At 74.3% G+C, this 19,170-nt stretch carries 9 protein-coding genes; 1 reads left to right on the top strand and 8 read right to left on the bottom strand.

Annotated elements, in window-relative coordinates; all coding sequences use genetic code 11:
- Nucleotides 1–10 precede the first annotated feature (10 nt).
- The 8 genes from ACIQAC_RS18770 to ACIQAC_RS18735 all read right to left on the bottom strand — a co-directional run bounded on the left by ACIQAC_RS18770 (nucleotide 11) and on the right by ACIQAC_RS18735 (nucleotide 16,071).
- Nucleotides 11–4,774 (bottom strand): type I polyketide synthase, encoded by a 4,764-nt coding sequence (locus ACIQAC_RS18770; protein ID WP_402192384.1) that lies wholly within the window; start codon nucleotides 4,772–4,774, stop codon nucleotides 11–13.
- Nucleotides 4,774–10,215, bottom strand: a complete 5,442-nt coding sequence (locus ACIQAC_RS18765) for an SDR family NAD(P)-dependent oxidoreductase (RefSeq protein ID WP_402192382.1) — start codon at nucleotides 10,213–10,215, stop codon at nucleotides 4,774–4,776. Before ACIQAC_RS18765 ends, ACIQAC_RS18770 begins: the two co-directional genes overlap by 1 nt.
- A gap of 546 nt (nucleotides 10,216–10,761) precedes the next feature.
- Entirely contained in the window at nucleotides 10,762–12,000 is a 1,239-nt protein-coding gene (locus ACIQAC_RS18760) for a cytochrome P450 (protein WP_402192380.1), read from the bottom strand.
- Nucleotides 11,997–13,262, bottom strand: a complete 1,266-nt coding sequence (locus ACIQAC_RS18755) for a cytochrome P450 (protein ID WP_402192378.1) — start codon at nucleotides 13,260–13,262, stop codon at nucleotides 11,997–11,999. The genes ACIQAC_RS18760 and ACIQAC_RS18755 overlap by 4 nt, the downstream gene beginning before the upstream one ends.
- Nucleotides 13,259–13,951: a GTP-binding protein gene (locus ACIQAC_RS18750; protein WP_402192376.1), complete on the bottom strand. Its 693-nt coding sequence runs from the start codon at nucleotides 13,949–13,951 to the stop codon at nucleotides 13,259–13,261. The genes ACIQAC_RS18755 and ACIQAC_RS18750 overlap by 4 nt, the downstream gene beginning before the upstream one ends.
- Nucleotides 13,932–14,288 carry a DUF742 domain-containing protein gene (locus tag ACIQAC_RS18745; protein WP_402192374.1) on the bottom strand — a complete coding sequence of 119 codons (357 nt, stop codon included), beginning with the start codon at nucleotides 14,286–14,288 and terminating at the stop codon, nucleotides 13,932–13,934. Before ACIQAC_RS18745 ends, ACIQAC_RS18750 begins: the two co-directional genes overlap by 20 nt.
- Nucleotides 14,285–14,713 (bottom strand): roadblock/LC7 domain-containing protein, encoded by a 429-nt coding sequence (locus tag ACIQAC_RS18740; protein ID WP_402192372.1) that lies wholly within the window; start codon nucleotides 14,711–14,713, stop codon nucleotides 14,285–14,287. The genes ACIQAC_RS18745 and ACIQAC_RS18740 overlap by 4 nt, the downstream gene beginning before the upstream one ends.
- Nucleotides 14,710–16,071, bottom strand: a complete 1,362-nt coding sequence (locus ACIQAC_RS18735) for a sensor histidine kinase (RefSeq protein ID WP_402192371.1) — start codon at nucleotides 16,069–16,071, stop codon at nucleotides 14,710–14,712. The genes ACIQAC_RS18740 and ACIQAC_RS18735 overlap by 4 nt, the downstream gene beginning before the upstream one ends.
- A 337-nt stretch (nucleotides 16,072–16,408) precedes the next feature.
- Between ACIQAC_RS18735 and ACIQAC_RS18730 the strand changes: the two genes are divergently transcribed.
- Nucleotides 16,409–19,120 carry an FAD/NAD(P)-binding protein gene (locus tag ACIQAC_RS18730; RefSeq protein WP_402192368.1) on the top strand — a complete coding sequence of 904 codons (2,712 nt, stop codon included), beginning with the start codon at nucleotides 16,409–16,411 and terminating at the stop codon, nucleotides 19,118–19,120.
- Nucleotides 19,121–19,170: the final 50 nt, after the last annotated feature.

Genomic DNA, 19,170 nt, shown 5'->3' with positions numbered 1-19,170 from the left:
AGGGGCAGGCCTAGCCGAGTTCGTTGTCGATGAACGCGAAGACGTCGTCGGCGGAGGCGTCCTCCAGCCGTCCCGCGACGACGTCGGCGGACTGGCCGAGGGTCTTGTTGAGGTCCACGAGCAGGGCCTGGAGACGGGTGGTGATCCGTCCCTGTTCGAGGTCCTCGGCGGTGAGGTCGCCGAGCCGGGAGGCGACCCGGTCGAGTTCGGCGACGACGGAGTCCACCGAGTCGTCGGCGCCCGCGAGTTCGGTGCCCAGGTGCTTGGCGAGGGCGGCGGGGGTCGCGTAGTCGAAGATGAGTGTGGCGGGCAGCGGCACGCCTGCGGCGTTGCTGATCCGGTTGCGCAGATCGACCGAGGTGAGCGAGTCGAAGCCGAGGTCGCGGAAGGCGGTGGTCGGTTCGACCGCGTCGGCGCCGCCGTAGCCGAGCACCGCGGCGGCCTGGCCGCAGACCAGCTCCTGGAGCGCGCGGTCGCGTTCGCCGCCGGTGAGTCCGGCGAGCTTCTCGGCGAAGCCGTCGACCGCTCCCGCCCCGTCCTGGCCGCCGGCACCCCGCTGGGTCTCGGGCAGCGCGGACAGCAGGGCGCTGGGCCGGCCGGACGTGAACGCGGGCGCGAACACGGTCCAGTTGACGTCGGCGACGGTGACGGTGGTGTCGCCGCCGTCCAGGGCCCGGTGCAGCGCGGTCAGCGCGCGCCCGGGGTCGAGGACGGACATGCCCATCGCACGGGCGGCCGAGCGCACGTTGCCGTGGGCGGCCATGCCGTCGCCGCCCCAGGGTCCCCAGGCCACGGAGGTGGCGGGCAGCCCGGCGGCGCGCCGGTGTTCGGCGAGGGCGTCGAGGTAGCTGTTGGCGGCGGCGTAGTTGGCCTGGCCCGCGCCGCCGACGGTGGCGGTCAGGGAGGAGAACAGCACAAACGCCGACAGGTCGTGGTCCGCGGTCAGTTCGTGCAGGTGCCGGGCCGCGTCGGCCTTGGGCGCGAGGACTCCGGTGAACCGCTCGGGCGTGAGCCCGTCGAGCACACCGTCGTCGAGGACACCGGCCAGGTGCAGTACGGCGGTCAGGGGCCGCTCGTCCGGTACGGAGTCCAGCAGCGCGGCCACCGCCTCGCGGTCGGCGACGTCGCAGGAGACGAGGGTCACCTCGGCGCCTGCTTCGGTGAGTTCGCGGACGAGGTCGGCGGCGCCGGGCGCCTCCGTGCCGCGCCGGGACGTCAGCAGCAGGTGCTCCGCGCCCTCGGCGGCGAGCCACCGGGCGACGGCGGCGCCGACGGCGCCGGTGGCGCCCGTGACCAGGACCGTGCCGGACGGCTTCCAGGGCGCGCCGGCCCGGGCGGGGGCGTGTTCCAGGCGGCGGCCGTACGTGCCGGACTCGCGGATGACGACCTGGTCCTCACCGCTCTTGTCACCGGAACCGGCGGCTTCGCCGAGCAGCGCGGCCAGTCGTACGGCGGTCTGGGGGCCGATCTCGGCGGGCAGGTCGACGAGTCCGCCCCAGCGGTCGGGGTGTTCGAGGGCGGCGACCCGGCCGAGGCCCCAGACCTGGGCCTGCGCGAAGCCGGTGACGGTGTCGGCGGTGCCGTGGGCGACGGCGTCACGTGTGGCGCACCACAGCGGGGCGTTGATCCCGGCGTCGCCGAGGGCCTGCACGAGGGCGGCGGTCGCCGTGGGTCCGGTGGCGGGCGCGAGCAGGGAGAGCACACCGTCGGTGTCGCCCTTGCCGGTGAGCAGGGCGGCGATCGCCGCGCGGTCGGCGTCGGCCGGCACCGTGAGCGTGTCGACGGTGATACCGCGGTCGGCGAGTCCGGCGAGGACGGCCTTGGTCCAGTCGTCACCGCCCGCCGGGACGACGGCGAGCCAGCGGCCGCCGAGCGCGGGGGTGGCGGCGGGCGGCAGCGGCTCCCAGGAGATCCGGTAACGCCAGCCGTCGGCGGCGGCGTTGGCCTGCCGCTGCTCGTGCCAGGCGGCCAGCGCCGGGACGACGGCGGCGACGGACGGCTCGTCGGTGACGCCGAGGGTGGCGGCGACGGCGGTGATGTCCTGGTCGCGGACGAGCTCCCAGAACGGGTCGGCCGCGTCACCGCCCGCGCGGGCGGCGGCGGAGCGCTCGGCCTGGAGGATCGGCGCGTCCTCCCAGTGCCGGTCGCGGCGGAACGCGTAGGTGGGCAGGTCGACCTTGCGGCCGCCGGCGAACACGGCCGGCCAGTCGGGTCCGGTGCCCGTCAGGTGCAGCCGGGTGACCGCCTCGACGAGGGTGGCGTCCTCGGCGCGGTCGCGGCGCTGGGTGCCGACGACCTCGGGGACGACGTCCTGCGCCATGTTGGTGAGGACCGAGTCGGGGCCGACCTCCAGGAAGCGGGTGGCGCCCTCGGCGGCCAGGGTGGTGAGCCCGTCGTGGAAGCGGACGGCTTCGCGCACGTGCCGTACCCAGTACTCGGGCGAGGTGAGTTCGTCGGCGAGGGTGCCGGTGACGTTGGAGACGACGGGCAGGGTGGGCTCGTGGAAGGTGAGACCCGCCAGCACCTCGCGGAACGCGTCGAGCATGGGGTTCATCCGCCGCGAGTGGAAGGCGTGCGACACCTTGAGGCGGGTCGACTTCTCCACCTTCGCGGCGACCGCGAGGACGGCCTCCTCGTCGCCGGATATCACCACGGCACGCGGGCCGTTGACGGCGGCGATGTCGACGCCGTCGGTGAGCAGCGGGATGACCTCGGCCTCGGTGGCGAGCAGCGCCACCATCGCGCCGCCGGACGGCAGTTCCTGCATGAGCCGGCCGCGCGCGGCGACCAGCGCGACCGCGTCCGCCAGGTCGAGGACGCCGGCGACGTGCGCGGCGACGATCTCACCGATGGAGTGCCCGGCGAGCAGGTCGGGGCGGATGCCCCAGTGTTCGAGGAGCCGGTACAGGGCGGTCTCGAAGGTGAACAGGGCCGCCTGCGTGTAGGCGGTCTGGTTGAGGAGCGCGTCGGCCGGGTCGGTGTCCTCGTCGAACATGACGTCCCGCAGCGGCTGTTCGAGGTGGGTGTCGAAGGCGGCGCAGATCTCGTCGAAGGCGGCGGCGAACACGGGGAACGCGCCGTGCAGGGTGCGGCCCATGCCGGGGCGCTGGGAGCCCTGTCCGGAGAACAGCACACCGAGGCGGCCGGGTTCGGGGACGACCACGGCGGCCCGGCTGCCGTCGGCGACGGCCCGCAGTCCGGCGAGCAGTTCGTCCCGGTCGCGGCCGGTGACGGCGGCCCGGTGGCTGAACCGGGCGCGCGTGGTGGCGAGGGAGTGTCCGACGTCGTACGGGTCGAGGTCTCCGGCGACGGCGAGCAGCCGCTCGGCCTGGCGCTGTACGGCGTCGGAGCCGCGTCCGGAGAGCACCCACGGAACGACGGGCAGCGCCGCCCGCTCCGGGCTCTCGCCGGTGTCGGCGGGCGGGGCCTGCTCCAGGATGGTGTGGGCGTTGGTGCCGGAGATGCCGAAGGAGGAGACGCCGGCGCGGCGCGGGCGGCCGTCGGGGGTGGTCCACGGCTCGGGCTCGGTGAGCAGCCGGATGTCGCCCGCGGTCCAGTCGACGGCGGTGCTGGGCTTCTCGACGTGCAGGGTGCGCGGCAGCACGCCGTGGCGCATCGCCATGACCATCTTGATGATGGCGCCGACGCCGGCCGCGGCCTGCGGGTGGCCCATGTTGGACTTGATGGAGCCGAGCCGGACGGGTCCGCTGTCGGCCCGCTCCTGCCCGTAGGCGGCGATCACGGCCTGGGCCTCGATGGGGTCGCCGAGGGTGGTGCCGGTGCCGTGCGCCTCGACGGCGTCGATGTGGTGCGGGGCCAACTGAGCGTCGGCGAGGGCCTGCTGGATGACCCGGATCTGCGCGGGGCCGCTGGGCGCGGTGAGCCCGTTGGAGGCGCCGTCCTGGTTGACGGCCGAGCCGCGGACGACGGCGAGCACCTCGTGCCCGTTGCGTACGGCGTCGGAGAGCCGCTCGACGAGCAGCATGCCGGCGCCCTCCGCCCAGGCGGCGCCCGCGGCGTCGTCGGAGAAGGAGTGGCAGCGGCCGTCGGGGGACAGCGCGCGGCGCTCGCTGAACTCGATGAACATCTCGGGGCTGGCCATGAGGGCGGCGCCGCCCGCGAGGGCCAGTGAGCACTCGCCCTTGCGCAGCGACTGGATCGCCGAGTGCAGGGCGACCAGGGACGAGGAGCAGGCGGTGTCCATGGTGACCGCCGGCCCTTCGAGGCCGAGGGTGTAGGCGATGCGGCCGGAGACGATGCTGCCGGAGATGGTGCCGCCGATGTAGTCGTGGTGCATCAGGCCCACGAAGACGCCGGTCGGGGTGCCCTTGGCCTGCGTGGGGTCGATGCCGGCCCGCTCGAAGGCCTCCCAGGTGACCTCCAGGAGCATGCGCTGCTGGGGGTCGGTGCCGGGCGCGTCCTTGGGGCTGATGCCGAAGAACGCGGGGTCGCACTCGGCGGCGTCGTGCAGGAAGCCGCCGTGGCGGACGTAGCTCTTGCCGGGGGCACCGGGCTCCGGGTCGAAGATCTCCGAGACGTCCCAGCCGCGGTCGGTGGGGAACTCGGTGACGACGTCGATGCCCTCGTCGACCACCCGCCACAGGTCCTCGGGGGTGCGCACACCGCCGGGGTAGCGGCAGCCCATGCCGATGATCGCGATGGGCTCGCGGTCCTGCTCCTCCAGCTCGCGTACGCGGCGGCGGCTGCGCTCCAGCTCGGTCGTGGCCCGCTTGAGGTAGTCGCGGAGCTTGCCGGCCGTGGCCGAGTCTTCCATTACAGGGCTCCCAGTTCGTTGTCGAGCTTGGCGAAGAGTTCTTCGTCGCTGGCTTCCCGGAAGTCCTCCGGTGCCTCGGGCGCGCCGGTGCGCCCGTGGGTGTCCTGCCAGCTGCGCAGCAGCGCTTCGAGGCGCGCGGTGACGCGGGCGTGGCTGCCGTCCTGGTCGGGAAGGGCGTTGAGGGCGCCTTCGAGCCGGTCCAGTTCGGCGAGCGCGGAGCGGGCCTGGTCGGCCGGTCCTGGCACGAGCGCGTTCTTGAGGTGGGCGGCGAGGGTGAGGGGGCTGGGCTGGTCGAAGACGATCGTGGCCGGCAGGGACAGGCCGGTGGCGCCGGCGAGGAGGTTGCGCAGTTCGACGGCGGCGAGCGAGTCGAAGCCCATCTCCTGGAAGGCGCGCCCGGGGTCGACGGACTCGGGCGAGGGGTGGCCGAGGACGCCGGCGACGTGGGTGCGCACCAGCTCCAGCAGGGCGCGGTCGCGTTCGGCGTCGGCCAGCGGGGCCAGCCGGTCGCGCCAGGAGTCCGTGGGGGCGCTCGCGGCGCCCTCGGTGCCGCGTCGCCGGGCGGGCCGCACCAGGCCGCGCAGCAGTGCGGGCACACCGTCGGCCCTGGCGCGCACCGCGGCGGCGTCGAGCCGTACGGGCACCACCACCGCGTCCTCGCCGCCGATCCCGGCGTCGAAGGTGCGCAGTCCCTGTGCCACGGTGAGCGCGGGCAGGCCGAGCCTGCGCAGCCGTTCCAGGTCGGCGGCGTCGATGCCGGCGCTCATGCCGCCGGACCCGGACCACAGTCCGTAGGCGAGCGAGACGGCGGGCAGGCCGAGGGAGTGGCGGTGGGCGGCGAGTCCGTCGAGGAAGGTGTTGGCGGCGGCGTAGTTGGCCTGGCCGCCGCCGACCAGCAGGCCCGCGGTGGAGGAGAGCAGGACGAACGCCGACAGGTCCTTGTCGCGGGTGAGTTCGTGCAGGTTCCAGGCGGCGTCCGCCTTGGGCCGCAGCACCCGGTCGACCTTGCCGGCGTCGAGGGTGGCCAGCACCCCGTTGTCGACGACACCGGCGGCGTGCACCACGGCCCGTACGTCGTGCTCGGCGAGCAGCGCGGCCAGGGCGTCCCGGTCGGCGGCGTCACAGCGGGCGAGGACGACGTCCGCCCCCCGTTCGCCCAGCTGCTCGCGGAGTTCGGCGGCTCCCGGGGCGTCCGCGCCGCGGCGTCCGGCCAGCAGCAGCCGTCGTACGCCGTGCTCGGTGACGAGGTGCCGGGCGATCAGGGCGCCGAGGCCGCCGGTGCCGCCGGTGATCAGGACGGTGCCGTCGGGGTCCCAGGCGAGCGGGCCGCCGGGCTTGGCGCGGGCCAGTCGCGGCACACGTACCTCGCCGTCCCGTACCGCGACCTCCGGTTCGCCGGCGGCGAGGGCGGTGGCCAGCGCGGGGCCAGGGTCGGCGCTGCCGTCGCTGTCGATGAGCAGGAACCGGCCGGGGTTCTCGGCCTGTGCGGCGCGTACGAGTCCGTGGAGCGGGGCGTGGCCGAGGTCGCCGGTGCGCAGGAGCACGGCGAGCCGGCTGTCGGCGCAGCGGTCGTCGCCGAGCCAGTCGCGCAGGGTACCGAGGGTGGTGTTGACCCGTTCGCGCACGAGGGCGGGCAGGTCGGTGACCTCGGCGGGCGCTCCGGGTTCGCGGATGCCGGTGGCCTGCCGGGGTACGGAGAGGATCACCAGTTCGGGCACGGTGCCCGCGGCGGCGAGGGCGTCCAGGTCCGGGTACCGGGGTGCTTCGAGGCCGGTGGTGTCGCCGCAGACGGCCAGTGGCGGGAGTTCCGTGGCGGCCGGGCCCGGTGCGGGGACCAGGTCGACGCGGTAGAGCGGGTCGTCGCCGTCGCCCGCGAGCTGTTCGGCGGAGACGGGGCGGGCGACGAGGCTGCGTACGGTCGCGACGGGGGCGCCGGCCGGGTCGGTGAGGGTGAGGGTGACGGCGTCGGGGCCGGACGGGGCGAGGTGCAGACGCAGGGCGTCGGCGCCGGCCGCGTGCAGGGTGACGCCGCCCCAGGCGAACGGCAGGACGGCCTGTCCGCCGGGCAGGTCCAGCAGGTTGACGTGCAGGACGGCGTCCAGGAGCGCGGGGTGCACACCGAACGCGGTGGCGGTGGCGCGGGCGCTCTCCGGCAGTGCCGCCTCGGCGAACAGTTCGTCGTCGCGCCGCCACATGGCGCGCAGCCCCTGGAAGACCTCGCCGTAGCCGTAGCCGGTGCGGGCGAGTCCGGGGTAGAGGTCGTCGAGGTCGACGGGCTCGGCGTCGGCGGGCGGCCAGACGGCCGGCGCGGCGGGGCTCTCGCCGTCGTCGGGCGCGGAGGTGAGCTGTCCGGCGGCGTTACGGGTCCAGGGGGCGTCCGGGGTGTCGGAGCGGCGGGACCAGATGGTCACCTCGCGGCGTCCGTCGTGTTCGGCGCCGACGGCGACCTGGACGGCGAGCGCGCCCTGCTCGGGCAGGATCAGCGGGGCGTGCAGGGTGAGTTCGTCGACGGTGTGGGCGTCGGTGCGCTCGGCGGCCTGGAGGGCCATCTCGACGAAGGCGGTGCCGGGCAGCAGGACGGTGCCGTGCACGGCGTGGTCGGCGAGCCACGGGTGGGTGGCGAGGGAGAGCCGGCCGGTGAGGACCGCTCCCCCGGTCTCGGGCAGTTCGGTCGCGGCGGTCAGCAGCGGGTGTCCGGTGGCGCTCTGGCCGAGTCCGTCGGCGTCGCCGCTGCCGCCCGGGGTGCTCTCCAGCCAGAGCCGTTCGCGCTGGAAGGCGTAGGTGGGCAGGCCGGTGCGGCGGGCGCCGTGCGGGGCGAAGAACGCCGCCCAGTCCACGGGGGTGCCGGCCGTGTGCAGCCGGGCGACGGCGGTGACGAGGTCGCGTTCCTCGTCACCGTCGCGGCGCAGCCCGGCGACGGTCACGCTGTCCTCGGGCACACAGTCCACGGCGAGCGCGGTGAGGGCCGCGTCGGGGCCGACTTCGAGGAAGGTCCGTACGCCCAGCTCGTGCAGTGTGTCCAGCGCGGGCGCGAAGCGGACGGGCCGGCGGACGTGGTCCACCCAGTAGGCGGGCGTGGCGAGTTGGGCGGGGTCGGCGAGGGCGCCGGTGAGGGTGGAGACGATCGGGATCGTCGGCTCCGCGAAAGTGCACTTGGCGGCGGCCGCGGCGAAGTCGGCCAGCATCGGGTCCATCAGGGGCGAGTGGAAGGCGTGCGAGACCTTCAGCCGCTTGCTCTTCTCGAAGCGGGCGGCGAGCGCGTCCACGGCTTCCTCGGCACCCGAGATCACCACGGAGTGGGGGCCGTTGACCGCGGCGAGCCCGACCCGGTCGTCGAGGTGGGAGGTCACCTCGTCCTCGGTGGCGCGCAGCGCGGCCATGGCACCGCCCGCGGGCAGGGCGGCCATGAATGTGCCGCGCGCGAGGACGAGCCGGACGGCGTCGGCGAGGGACAGCACCCCGGAGACATGGGCGGCGGCCAGCTCACCGACGGAGTGCCCGGCGAGGTAGTCGGGGGTCACACCCCAGGACTCCAGGAGCCGGAACTGGGCGACCTCGGTGGCGAACAGTGCGATCTGCGCGTAGTCGGTACGGGTGAGCAGGTCGGCGTCGGTGTCGATGACCTCGGCGAGCGGCCGCTCAAGGCCCGGGTCGGCGAGCGCGCACACCGCGTCGAAGGCCTCCGCGTACACGGGGAAGGCGTGGTGCAGGGTGCGGCCCATGCCGATCCGCTGGGCGCCCTGGCCGGTGAAGAGGAAGGCCGTCTTTCCGCCGACCGGGGTGAGCGGGTTCGCGGTGGTGAGCGCGGCGAGGAGTTCGCCGGTGTCCCGGCCGACCGCGAGGGCGCGGTGCTCGAAGGGCGCCCGGGTGGTGGCCAGGGAGAGGCCGAGGTCGGCGGGGCGTACGTCCGGGTGCGCGTTGGTGTGCGCGCGCAGCCGCGCGATCTGCCCGGCGAGTGCCTGCCGGGTCCGCCCGGAGACGACCCAGGGCACCCAACCACCCTCACGCGCGGGGGTGTTGGACTCCCCGGCGTCGGCGGTGTCGGCGGCCTCGGCGGTGGGCGGCTCCTCCAGCACGACGTGGGTGTTGGTGCCGCTGATGCCGAAGGAGGAGACGGCGGCGCGGCGGGGCCGGCCGGTGGCGGGCCAGGGGCGCCGGTCCAGGGCCAGTTCGACGCCGCCCGCGCTCCAGTCGACCTGGTCGGTGGGGGCGTCGACGTGCAGGGTGGGCGGGACCTCGCCGTGCCGCATCGCGAGGACCATCTTGATGACACCGGCAACACCGGCGGCGGCCTGGGTGTGTCCGAGGTTGGACTTGACCGAGCCGAGCAGCAGCGGCCGGTCGGCGGGGTGTTCCTTGCCGTAGGTCGCGAGCAGGGCCTGGGCCTCGATGGGGTCGCCGAGGGAGGTGCCGGTGCCGTGCGCCTCGACCACGTCGACGTCGGCGGCGGTGAGGCCGGCTCCGGCCAGCGCCTGCCGGATGACCCGCTGCTGGGAGGGGCCGTTGGGGGCGGTCAGCCGGCTGCTGGCGCCGTCGGAGTTGACCGCGCTGCCCCGGATCACGGCGAGCACGGGGTGGCCGTTGCGCTGGGCGTCGGAGAGCCGCTCCAGGAGCAGCATGCCGGCGCCCTCGCCCCAGCCGGTGCCGTCGGCGGCGGCCGCGAACGCCTTGCAGCGGCCGTCGGGCGACAGGCCCCGCTGGCGGCTGAAGTCGACGAAGGTCTCCGGCGTCGACATCACGGTGACGCCGCCCGCCAGGGCGAGTGAGCACTCGTCGGACTGGAGCGCGCGCACCGCCCAGTGCAGGGCGACGAGGGAGGAGGAGCAGGCGGTGTCGATGGTGGCGACCGGGCCTTCGAGGCCGAAGGTGTAGGCGACGCGGCCGGAGGCGATGCTGGCGGCGCTTCCGTTGGCGAGATAGCCGTCGAGGTCGTCCGGCACGGAGGTGAGGCGGGTGGCGTAGTCGTTGTACATGACCCCGGCGAAGACACCGGTGCGGCTGCCGCGCAGGGTGGCCGGGACGATTCCGGCGCGCTCGAAGGCCTCGTGGGAGGTCTCGAGGAGCAGCCGCTGCTGCGGGTCCATAGCGAGGGCCTCGCGGGGGCTGATGCCGAAGAAGTCGTAGTCGAAGTCGGCCGCGTCGTGCAGGAATCCGCCGGTGCGGGCGTAGGTCTTGCCGGTGGCGTCCGGGTCGGGGTCGTAGAGCGCGTCGACGTCCCAGCCGCGGTCGGCGGGGAAGTCGGACACCGCGTCGGTGCCGGCCGCGACCAGGTCCCACAGTTCCTCGGGGGTGGTGACGCCACCGGGGTAGCGGCATCCGATGCCGACGACGGCGACCGGGCCGTGTGCGCGTTGCTCGTTCTCGCGCAGCCGGCGCCGCGCTTCCCGCAGGTCCGCGGTGGTCCGCCTGAGATAGTCGAGCAGCTGCTCTTCGTTGTTCACCAGCGCGCCATCCGATCGAGATCGAAGTGAGGGCCTCGGCCGAGCGGAACGCCTCCGGACGGTGTCCGGTCCGCTTCCCCTCCGCTTCCGGAGGCTAGGCAGCGGGTGGTTGGGCGGGACACCCCTAGAGCCCCCAGGGGCCCCGGCGGGGATTAAGGGGTGCCGGGCGGAACGCTGCCTGGTCCGGGGCATGGCGGGGCCCGCGCAGGGGTTCTCGGGTGCGGTTCCGCGCGGCCCGCGGGGCAGGGGGCCGCCGTAGGGGGCGGAGTGCGGGAAGTGCGCGCACCCGCAGTGGTGTTCGCCACTCCCCCGCCGCTGGTGGCCACTTCCCCGTTGACGCAGGCCGTGTCGGCGGCGCTCCGGCCGTCCCCGCGGTGATCGCGTGCGGCATGGCCGAGCTGCTCAACGTACCGATCGGAAGGGGGATTTCAGGCAAGCAGAACGCCGGCCCGCGTACGGGCCGGCGTCGCGCGGCGAGCAGGCGTGGCTGGACAGGACGGAGGGGTAAGCCCGGCGTACGACTCCCCGGCCCCCTCTGGCCTCCGGTCAGCCGTGGAGTCGTACGGGGAAGGTCTCCAGGTCGTTCTGTGTGAGCACCGGCATCTTGCGGAGCTCGTGCAGCGGCAGGGCCGCCCTGAGGTCCGGGTAGCGGGTGAAGATGCCCGGCAGGGCGATGCTCGCCTCCAGGCGGGAGAGCGCGGCACCGGGGCAGATGTGGGGGCCGTGGCCGAAGGTCATGTGCCGGATCGGGGTGGCGCGGGTGATGTCGAAGGAGTTGGCGTGCGGGCCGTGCTGGTCGGTGTCGCGGCCGATCGCCCGGTAGGAGATGACCACCCCCTCGCCCTTGGGGACGACGAAGCCGTCGACGTCGATGTCCTCGACGGCGAACCGCATCAGCAGGTGCGAGACCGGCGGGTCCCAGCGCAGCGCCTCCTCCACGACCGTGTCCCACGGGATCTTGCCGTCGAGCACCAGGGCCAGCTGGTCGGGGTGGGAGAGGAGACCGCGGACGCTGTTGAGGATGAGGCTGACGGTGGTCTCGTGTCCGGCGCCGATCATCGACTGGAGGTTGCCCACCACCTCCTCCTCGGTGAGCGGTTCGCCGCCCTCGTCGGCGAGGATCAGGGCGCTGGTGAGGTCGTCGGCCGGGTGGGCGGCCTTCTCCCGGACCAGGTCCGTGAAGATCTGGTTCAGTTCCTCCATGACGGCGAGCCGTTCGTCCTGCGGCGTGAGCAGGGAGAAGAACGACTTCCACAGGCGCATCTGGTGCGGGATCGCGCTGAGCGGCACCCCCATGAGGGTGCAGACCACGCCCATCGGCAGCGGCTGGGCGAAGACGGTCTTCAGGTCGACGTGACCCTCCGGGTCGGCCTGTTTCTCGAGTTCGTCGAGGAGTTGTTCGGTGAGCTGGACGATGTAGGGCCGCTGCGCCTCCAGGCGGCGGGGGGTGATCGCCTGGGCCGTCTTCACTCTCAGACGGCGGTGTTCGGCGCCGTCCACGGTGAACATGGACCGGCCCGGGTCGACCATGCCGATCAGCGGCCACTGCCGGGTGACCGCGCCCGACTGCCACAGACCCCAGGCGCCGATGTCCTTCACGAGCCGGGGGTCGGTGAGCAGACTGCGGGCCACGGCGTGCCGGGTGACGGTCAGGGCGGGCACGCCGAGCAGGTCGATCCGGGCGAACGGGCCGCCGGTGCGCAGCTGTTCGGTCTCCGCGTCGAGGTCGCGCACGAGCGGGTCGATGACGAGGGGTGGCGTCGCAACGTCCTGGGCGTGACTCACGGTTGGCCTCCAAGGGCGGGGACGGGCGTGAACCGTACGGGTATCGCGGTCATGCCGCGCAGGAAGGCGGACGGGCGGCGCACCAGGGTCTTGACGGGTACCGCGAGATCGAGGTCGGGGAGCCGGTCGAGCAGCACCTCGATGCCCGTCCGGGCGATGATCTCGGCGATCTCCTGCGCGGCGAACGGGCAGCGGTACTCGCCGAAGCTGTAGGCGAAGTGGGCGCTGTTGCCGTTCTCGTAGCTGCTGGGGCCGTGGTGGATCAGCGGGTCGGCGTTGGCTCCGGCGAGGCCGAGCAGCAGCATGTCGCCGGCCCGGATCCGGCGGCCGCTCAGGACGGTGTCGCGGGCGGCCCACCGGCCCGCCAGGATCTGGGTGGGGGTGTCCTCCCAGAGGACCTCGTTCATGGCCTGGCCGACGCTGTGCCGGCCGCCGCCCAGGGCCGCGGCGAACCGGTCGTCGGTGAGCATCAGCCGGATCGAGTTGCCGATCCAGTCGGCGGTGGTGAGGAACCCGGCGGCCGTGACGTCCTTGGCGTCGAAGGCCAGTTCCTCCTCGGTGAAGCCGGCGCCGTGGGCGAGCAGCCAGGAGATGATGTCGGCGCCGGGTTCGGCGCGCTTCGCCTTGACCAGGCGGTGCATGTGGTCGACGAACTCCAGGTACGCGGCCTGGGCGCCCGCTCCCCCGTCGGCGAGTTCGCCCAGTACCTCGGCGAGCCGGGCGCCCTCGGCGTCGGGGAAGCCGATGATGCGGGCCAGTGCCAGCACGGGCAGCGGTTTGGCGAAGTCGGCGAGCAGTTCGGCCTCGCCGCTGCCGCAGAAGGAGTCGACGAGCCGGTCGGACAACTCCTCGCAGGCGCGCCGCAGTTCGAACGGGTCGACGCTCTCCAGGGCCGGGCCGACGAGCTCGGCGTGGCGCCGGTGGGCCTCGCCGGCGGTGAAGTAGATGGACGGCATGGGGCGGCCCACCATGGGCAGCAGCGGCCAGTCCTCGGGGATGTTCGGCCACTGGTTCCACAGGCTGACGTCCCGGGGGAAGAGCTCCGCGTCGCCGGTGACCTGGTGGAGTTCGCGGTAGCCGATGACGAGCCAGGCCGGGACGCCGCCGGGCAGTTCCACCGGTACGACGGGGCCGTGGTCGCGGCGCATCTCGCGGTACACCTGGTGCGGGTCGGTGTGGAAGCGCGGGCCGCTGAGCGGTACGGCCGAATCGCCGTGCGCCACCGGGCACTTGCTGTCGGGGGCCGGTTCTGCGGTCGTCATCTGGCGGCCTCCGGGGTGCCGACGAGGGCTTGCACGTGTTCGACGAGGGAGATCAGCACGGCCTTGCAGGACGCGCGGGAGCGGGCGTCGCAGGCGACCAGCGGAATGTGCGGGTCGAGGTCGAGGGCCTCGCGTACGGCGTGCCCGTCGTGAGGCGGCCCGCCGAAGTCGTTGCGGGCCACGATGAACGGGGTGCCGTGGTGTTCGAGCCGGTCGATGGCGTACCAGGAGTCGGCGAGGCGGCGGTCGTCGACGAGCACCACGGCGCCGAGTGTGCCGGAGAACAGCCGGTCCCACAGGAACCAGAACCGCTCCTGGCCGGGCGCGCCGAACAGGTAGAGCACCGTGCGCGCGTCGAGGCTGATGCGGCCGAAGTCGAAGGCGACGGTGGTGCCGGACTTGTGCGGCACCGCCCGCAGGTCGTCGACGTCCCGGCTCGCCTGGGTCATCGTCTCCTCGGTGTCCAGCGGCCTGATCTCGCTCACCGAGCGGACCAGGGTGGTCTTGCCGACGCCGAACCCGCCCACGACAACGATCTTCAGCCCGTTGTCGGCGGTGCTGCTCAGCGGCGTGCGCGAGGCCGGACGTACCGCCGCGTCGGACGCGGGGCCGGGGGGCACGGGGCCGGGGGCCGCGAGGTCGGGAGTCGTGAGGCCGGCGGTCGCGAGGTCAGAGGTCGCGGAGTCCAACGAGCACCTTCTCGAGCGTGGCGTGGTCGGGGAGCCGGGCCGGTGTCATGGTGAGCCGCGGCGGACGTACGGTGATCCGGCCGGCGTCCAGCATGTCGGACAGCAGGATCTTGGTGATGCCGACCGGCAGCCGCAGATCGGCGGCTATCTCCACGACGGCCGTGGGCAGTTGGCACATCCGCAGGATGGCCGCGTGCTCGGACTGCATGCCGGGGACGGGGTCGCACTCGCTGACCACCAGGGCGACGAGGTCGAGATCGTCACGGCCCGCCCTGCTGCGCCCTCCGGTCAGGGTGTACAGCCGGTCCGGGTCCTCCTGCCGAACCGACCTGTTCATCGGGGAGCGTCTTCCTCGGGCGTGGACCGGGGCGGTGTGCTGAGGTGTTCGCCGATCTGCTCGACGAGTTCGAGCATGTTGTGCCCGACGAGGCCCGCGTCGGCCTCCTCCTCGGCGACGATCGCGACATGGCTGCCGGCGCCGGCCTCGGCGATGAACAGGGTGCCGCCGTAGAACTCGGTCATGGACTGGCGGACTCCGCCCCTGCCGTCGCCGAACTCCACGGAGGCGCTGTGCGAGAGGCTCTGGATGCCGGCGGCGATGGCCGCGAGCTGGTCGGCGCGGTCCGTGCCGAGTTCAGGGGTGTGGCAGAGCTTGAGTCCGTCCCGGGAGAGCACAAGGGCGTGGCGGGTTCCGGCCGTGCGTTCCAGCAGGCCCTCCAGCAGCCAGGTGAGTCCTGCCGCCCCGGTGGCGGATGTGGTCATGAGTCGTCCTCCGTACGGGAAGGTTCGGTGGGTGCGGCGGATGTGCCGCGGTCCGGGTCGCCGCCCTGCTGGTCCTGGCCGGTGACGGCCCGCCGGAAGGCGCGGAACCGGGCTCCGGCGTCGGCGTCCGCGCCGTGCCGGGTGCCGGGGGCGGCCGGTTCGGGCTGCTGCCGGGTGGTGTCCGTGGCGGGCAGGCCCCTGGGGTGGCTGGCGGCGAGGGTGCGGCCGCGGCGCCGCTTGGGCAGTCCGGTCCCGGCGGCGCGGTCCTCGGTGCGGGTCTCGGTGCGGGTCTCGGCCTCCGTGGTGTGCCGGCGGGCCGGCCGGGACTCCCAGGAGTCGGTGGCGGTGTGCCGGGCGGGGGCGGGACGGGCGGGCCGGGCCCGGGGGTCGTCGGGGCGGGCCCGGGTGATCAGTTCGGTGGGGATCATCACGACCACGCCGGTGCCGCCGGTGGCGGAGGGCCGGTAGGAGATCCGCAGGCCGTGCTTCTTCGCGAGCCGCCCGACGACGGCGAGGCCGAGCCGGGTGCCGGTGAGTTCGGACAGGTCGCCGGACTCGCCGGAGACGGCGCGTTCCGCGCGGCGCAGCGCGGTCTCGCTCATCATCAGCCCGCTGTCCTCGATGGTGATGACCGCGCCGGCCGGCACCTCGGCGACATAGCCGTGCACGTCGGTGCTGGGTGGCGAGAAGTTGCAGGCGTTGTCGAAGAGTTCGGCGAGTACGTGCATCACGCCCTCGGCGGCGTGTCCGGCGACGGCGAGGTCGGCGACGGAGTGCAGCCGGACGCGCTGGTAGCCGGCGGTGCGGCCGATGGCGCCGCGCAGCACGGACTCCATCTGGATGGGCTTGGCCCAGCGGCGCCCCGACCGGGCCCCGCTCAGTACGGCGATGCTGTCGGCGAGCCGGCCGGCCTGGGCGGTGCGGTGGTCGAGGTGCAGCAGGTCGGCGAGTACGTCCTCGTCGCCGTGCCGGTGTTCCATCTCGCGCAGGTCGGCGAGCATGCCGGTGGAGATGGCCTGCATCCGCCCGGCGGCGTTGGCGCAGGCGGCCATGGCGGCGGCCCGGCGCTTCTCGCTGCGCGCGGCCTCCTCGGCGACCTGGCGCAGGACGCGCCGGTAGGCGGGGCTGGCGCTCGGGGCGACCGAGGCGAGCGCCGATTCCACGGACGCGCCCTTGCGTACCGCGGCGAGCAGTCCGGGGACCGCCTCGTCGGCGAACCACTCGGTGGCGGTCACCAGGTGACCGGCCTCCTCGTGCTCCCGGCGGGCCAGTTCCCGGTGGCGACGGGCCTGCGCCCGGTACACGAGCGCGGCCGCACAGAACAGCAGCGCGGCAGCGGCCACACCGTACAAGGCCATCAATGGCTCCCAGACGACAGGACATGTGCAGAAACTTTCAACTCCGGGACCCTATAGGGCAGATGGAGACAGCGCACTAAAACCAGAGGAGATCTCATGTTTGGGCGCGGCATCCAGCCAGGGTCCGCCGGGTGTTCCGGCGTTGTCCGAGAATGCCGCGAGAACGGCCGAAGTAGCCGTGGGAACGGGCACCGGGGCGCGGAACCATGAACGGAGTGTGAACGGCCGACCGGTGCGCTGAGGATCGAGTGAGATACCCGGCGTCACCATAGTTTCCCACCAGTCCGATGTGAATAGTGAGGAAGCAGCCGAACGTCGGAGCCGCATCCGTCCGCGGATGTTCTTCGGCCGATCTCTGCCGGAGGTAAACGTGAGTCCAGCCCGTGAGCGGTACACCGTGGCCGTGGTCGGTGCCGGTGCGGCCGGCGCGCTCACCGCCGTCCAGCTGTGCGAGACCGCGCTGCGCCGCCGGACACCTCTCGACCTCGTCCTCGTCGACCCCGCTCCCGAGGCCGGCCGCGGCACCGCGTACGCCACCCCCGATCCGCGGCACCGGCTCAACGTGCCCGCCGGCAACATGAGCTGCTATCCCGACGATCCCGGCCACTTCACCCGCTGGCTGTGCCGGCACGGCGAACCCGGGGTCACCGGCACCGACTTCGCCACCCGCTACCGCTACGGCGCCTATCTCGCCGACACCCTCGCCCAGGCCATCGTCCGGGCCCGCGGGGTGGTCGCGGTACGCCGGCTGCGCACCCGCGCCGAGGGCTGTTCCGGCGCCCCCGGGGGCCGGGTGGGCATCCGGCTCGCCGACGGCGGCCTGCTCACCGCCGACAGTGCCGTGCTCGCCACCGGCCCCGCCGCGCCCACCGCCGGCCGCACCCTGCCGGCGCTGCGCGACAGTGGCCGTATTGTGGCCCGGCCGTGGGCGCCTGGCGCCCTGGACCCGATACTGACCGACCCGTCCGAACCCTCCGACGTGCTGCTCGTCGGGACTGGGCTGACAGCCGTCGACCTGGCGCTCACCCTCGACCGGCCGGGCCGTACCGTGCATGCCCTCTCCCGCAGCGGACTGCTCCCCCAGCCGCACACCCTCACCCCGGCAGGGCCGATGGCCGCACCCCGGCTGCCCGCCGACGCCTCCCTGGGCCGGCTGCGCCGGACCGTCTACCGGCATGTCAGCAGGGCGCTGCGCACCCACGGCGACTGGCGGCCCGCCCTGGACAGCCTGCGCCCGCACACGGCCCGGTTGTGGCGCAGTCTCACCCCCGAGGAGCGGGCCGACTTCCTCGCCCACGAGGGCGCCCTGTGGAACACCCACCGCCACCGCATGGCCCCCGCGACCGCCGAGTCCGTGCACCGCGCCCGCACCGCACGGCGGCTCACCCTGCACACCGGCACCGTCACGGGCGCCGAGCCGCAGCAGGACGGCACCCTCCTGGTCGGCCTGTCCGACGGCCGTGCCCTGAAGGTCGGCTGGGTCGTCGACTGCACGGGACCGGGCCGTACGGTCGACGATCCGCTGTGGGCCTCACTGTTCGAGGCCGGGGCCGCGGTGCCCGGCCCGCTCGGCATGGGTGTCGCCACCGACGACGGCCGGGTCCTGCCCGCCCGGCGCGAGGCCGCACTTCCGCTGTTCACACTGGGCGCGCCCCGGCGCGGCGAGCTCTGGGAGACCACGGCGATCCCGGAGATCCGCGTCCAGGCCGCGGCCGTCGCCGCCGACGTACTGGCCCCGCTCACCGCCCCGAGGCGCGCCGGGCGCCGACCCGTCGACGGACACGGTCTGGCCCTGTCCACCCATGCCGAGGCGGCGGCGGCCTACCGCCGGGGGCTGGACCGGGTCCTCAAGGTCCGTGCGGGTGCCGAGGAGGCGTTCGGGCGGGCGGTCGCCCTCGATCCGGGTTTCGCCCTCGGACACGCGGCGCTGGCACTGCTCGGGCACGAGTGCGGTGGCGCGGTGGACGTGCCGCGCGCCCTGGCCGACGCCCAGCGCAGCGCCCGCGAGCGGGCGGACGAGCGGGAGCGGTCGTTCGTGGACGTCGTCACCCGCCGGGTGCACGGCGACGGCGGCGACGCGGCCCTGATGCGCCATCTGGAAACCCATCCGGGCGACGCCCTCGCACTGGCCACCGCCGTGCCCACCATCGCGTTCTCCGGGGTCGACGACCTCGACGACGACTACGCGCTGCGGCTGGTCGAGCGCACCTCACCGGCCTACGACGGCCACTGGTTCCACACCTCGCTGCTGGCCTTCCTGCGCCAGGGCGACGGGCGGCTGCACGAGGCGGGCGAACTCGCCCACCGCGCGCTGGCCGTCGAGCCCGCCTCGGGGCACGCCGTGCACGCGCTGACCCATGTCTACTACGAGACCGGCGTCCACGCGGCCGGCCGGGACTGGCTCGATCAGTGGGTGTCCGGGCGTGGTCGCGGTGCCGTCCACCGCGCCCACTTCTCCTGGCACATCGCCCTGCACGAACTGGCCCTCGACGATCCGGCGGCCGTGCGCAGGCGCTGGCAGAACCAGCTGTCGCCGGGCCGGGTGAGCGGTGTGCGGGCCCTCGTCGACTCCGGTTCGCTGCTGTGGCGCGCCCGGCTGAGCGACAGCTGGGAGGGCGAACTGCCCACGGACGGCGTCCTGGAGTCGGTGGAGCGGGAGTTGCTCGAACGTCCGGCGACCGCGTTCACCGCCCTGCACGGCGCCGTCGCCCTCACCGCCGCCGGCGATCTGCCCGCCCTGCGGCGGCTGCGCGACCACGCGGCCGGCGCCGACGAGGTGCAGCGCGAGGTGGTGGCGCCGCTGTGCGACGCGTTCGCCGCGCTGGTCGAGGAGCGTTTCGGCGAGGCGGCGTCCGGTCTCGACGCGCTGCTGCCCATGCTGCGCAGGGTGGGTGGCAGCGCCGCCCAGCGCGAGGTCGTCGAGGAGACCCTGCTGTACGCCCTGGTCGCCGCGGGGCGCTGCGACGCGGCCCAGCGGCTGCTCACCGCCCGTCTGGACCGCAAGGACGCGCCGCGCGACCGGCGGATGATGGCCGCGCTGCCCGACTGAACCGGCACGGCGCGGCGCCGCGCCCGGGTGTCCCGGACGCGGCGCCTGGT

The sequence above is a fragment of the Streptomyces sp. NPDC088387 genome (assembly GCF_044753385.1).
Lineage (GTDB): Bacteria > Actinomycetota > Actinomycetes > Streptomycetales > Streptomycetaceae > Streptomyces.
Note: the sequence above shows the minus strand (reverse complement) of the source record. Positions and strands in the feature narration are given on the sequence as shown.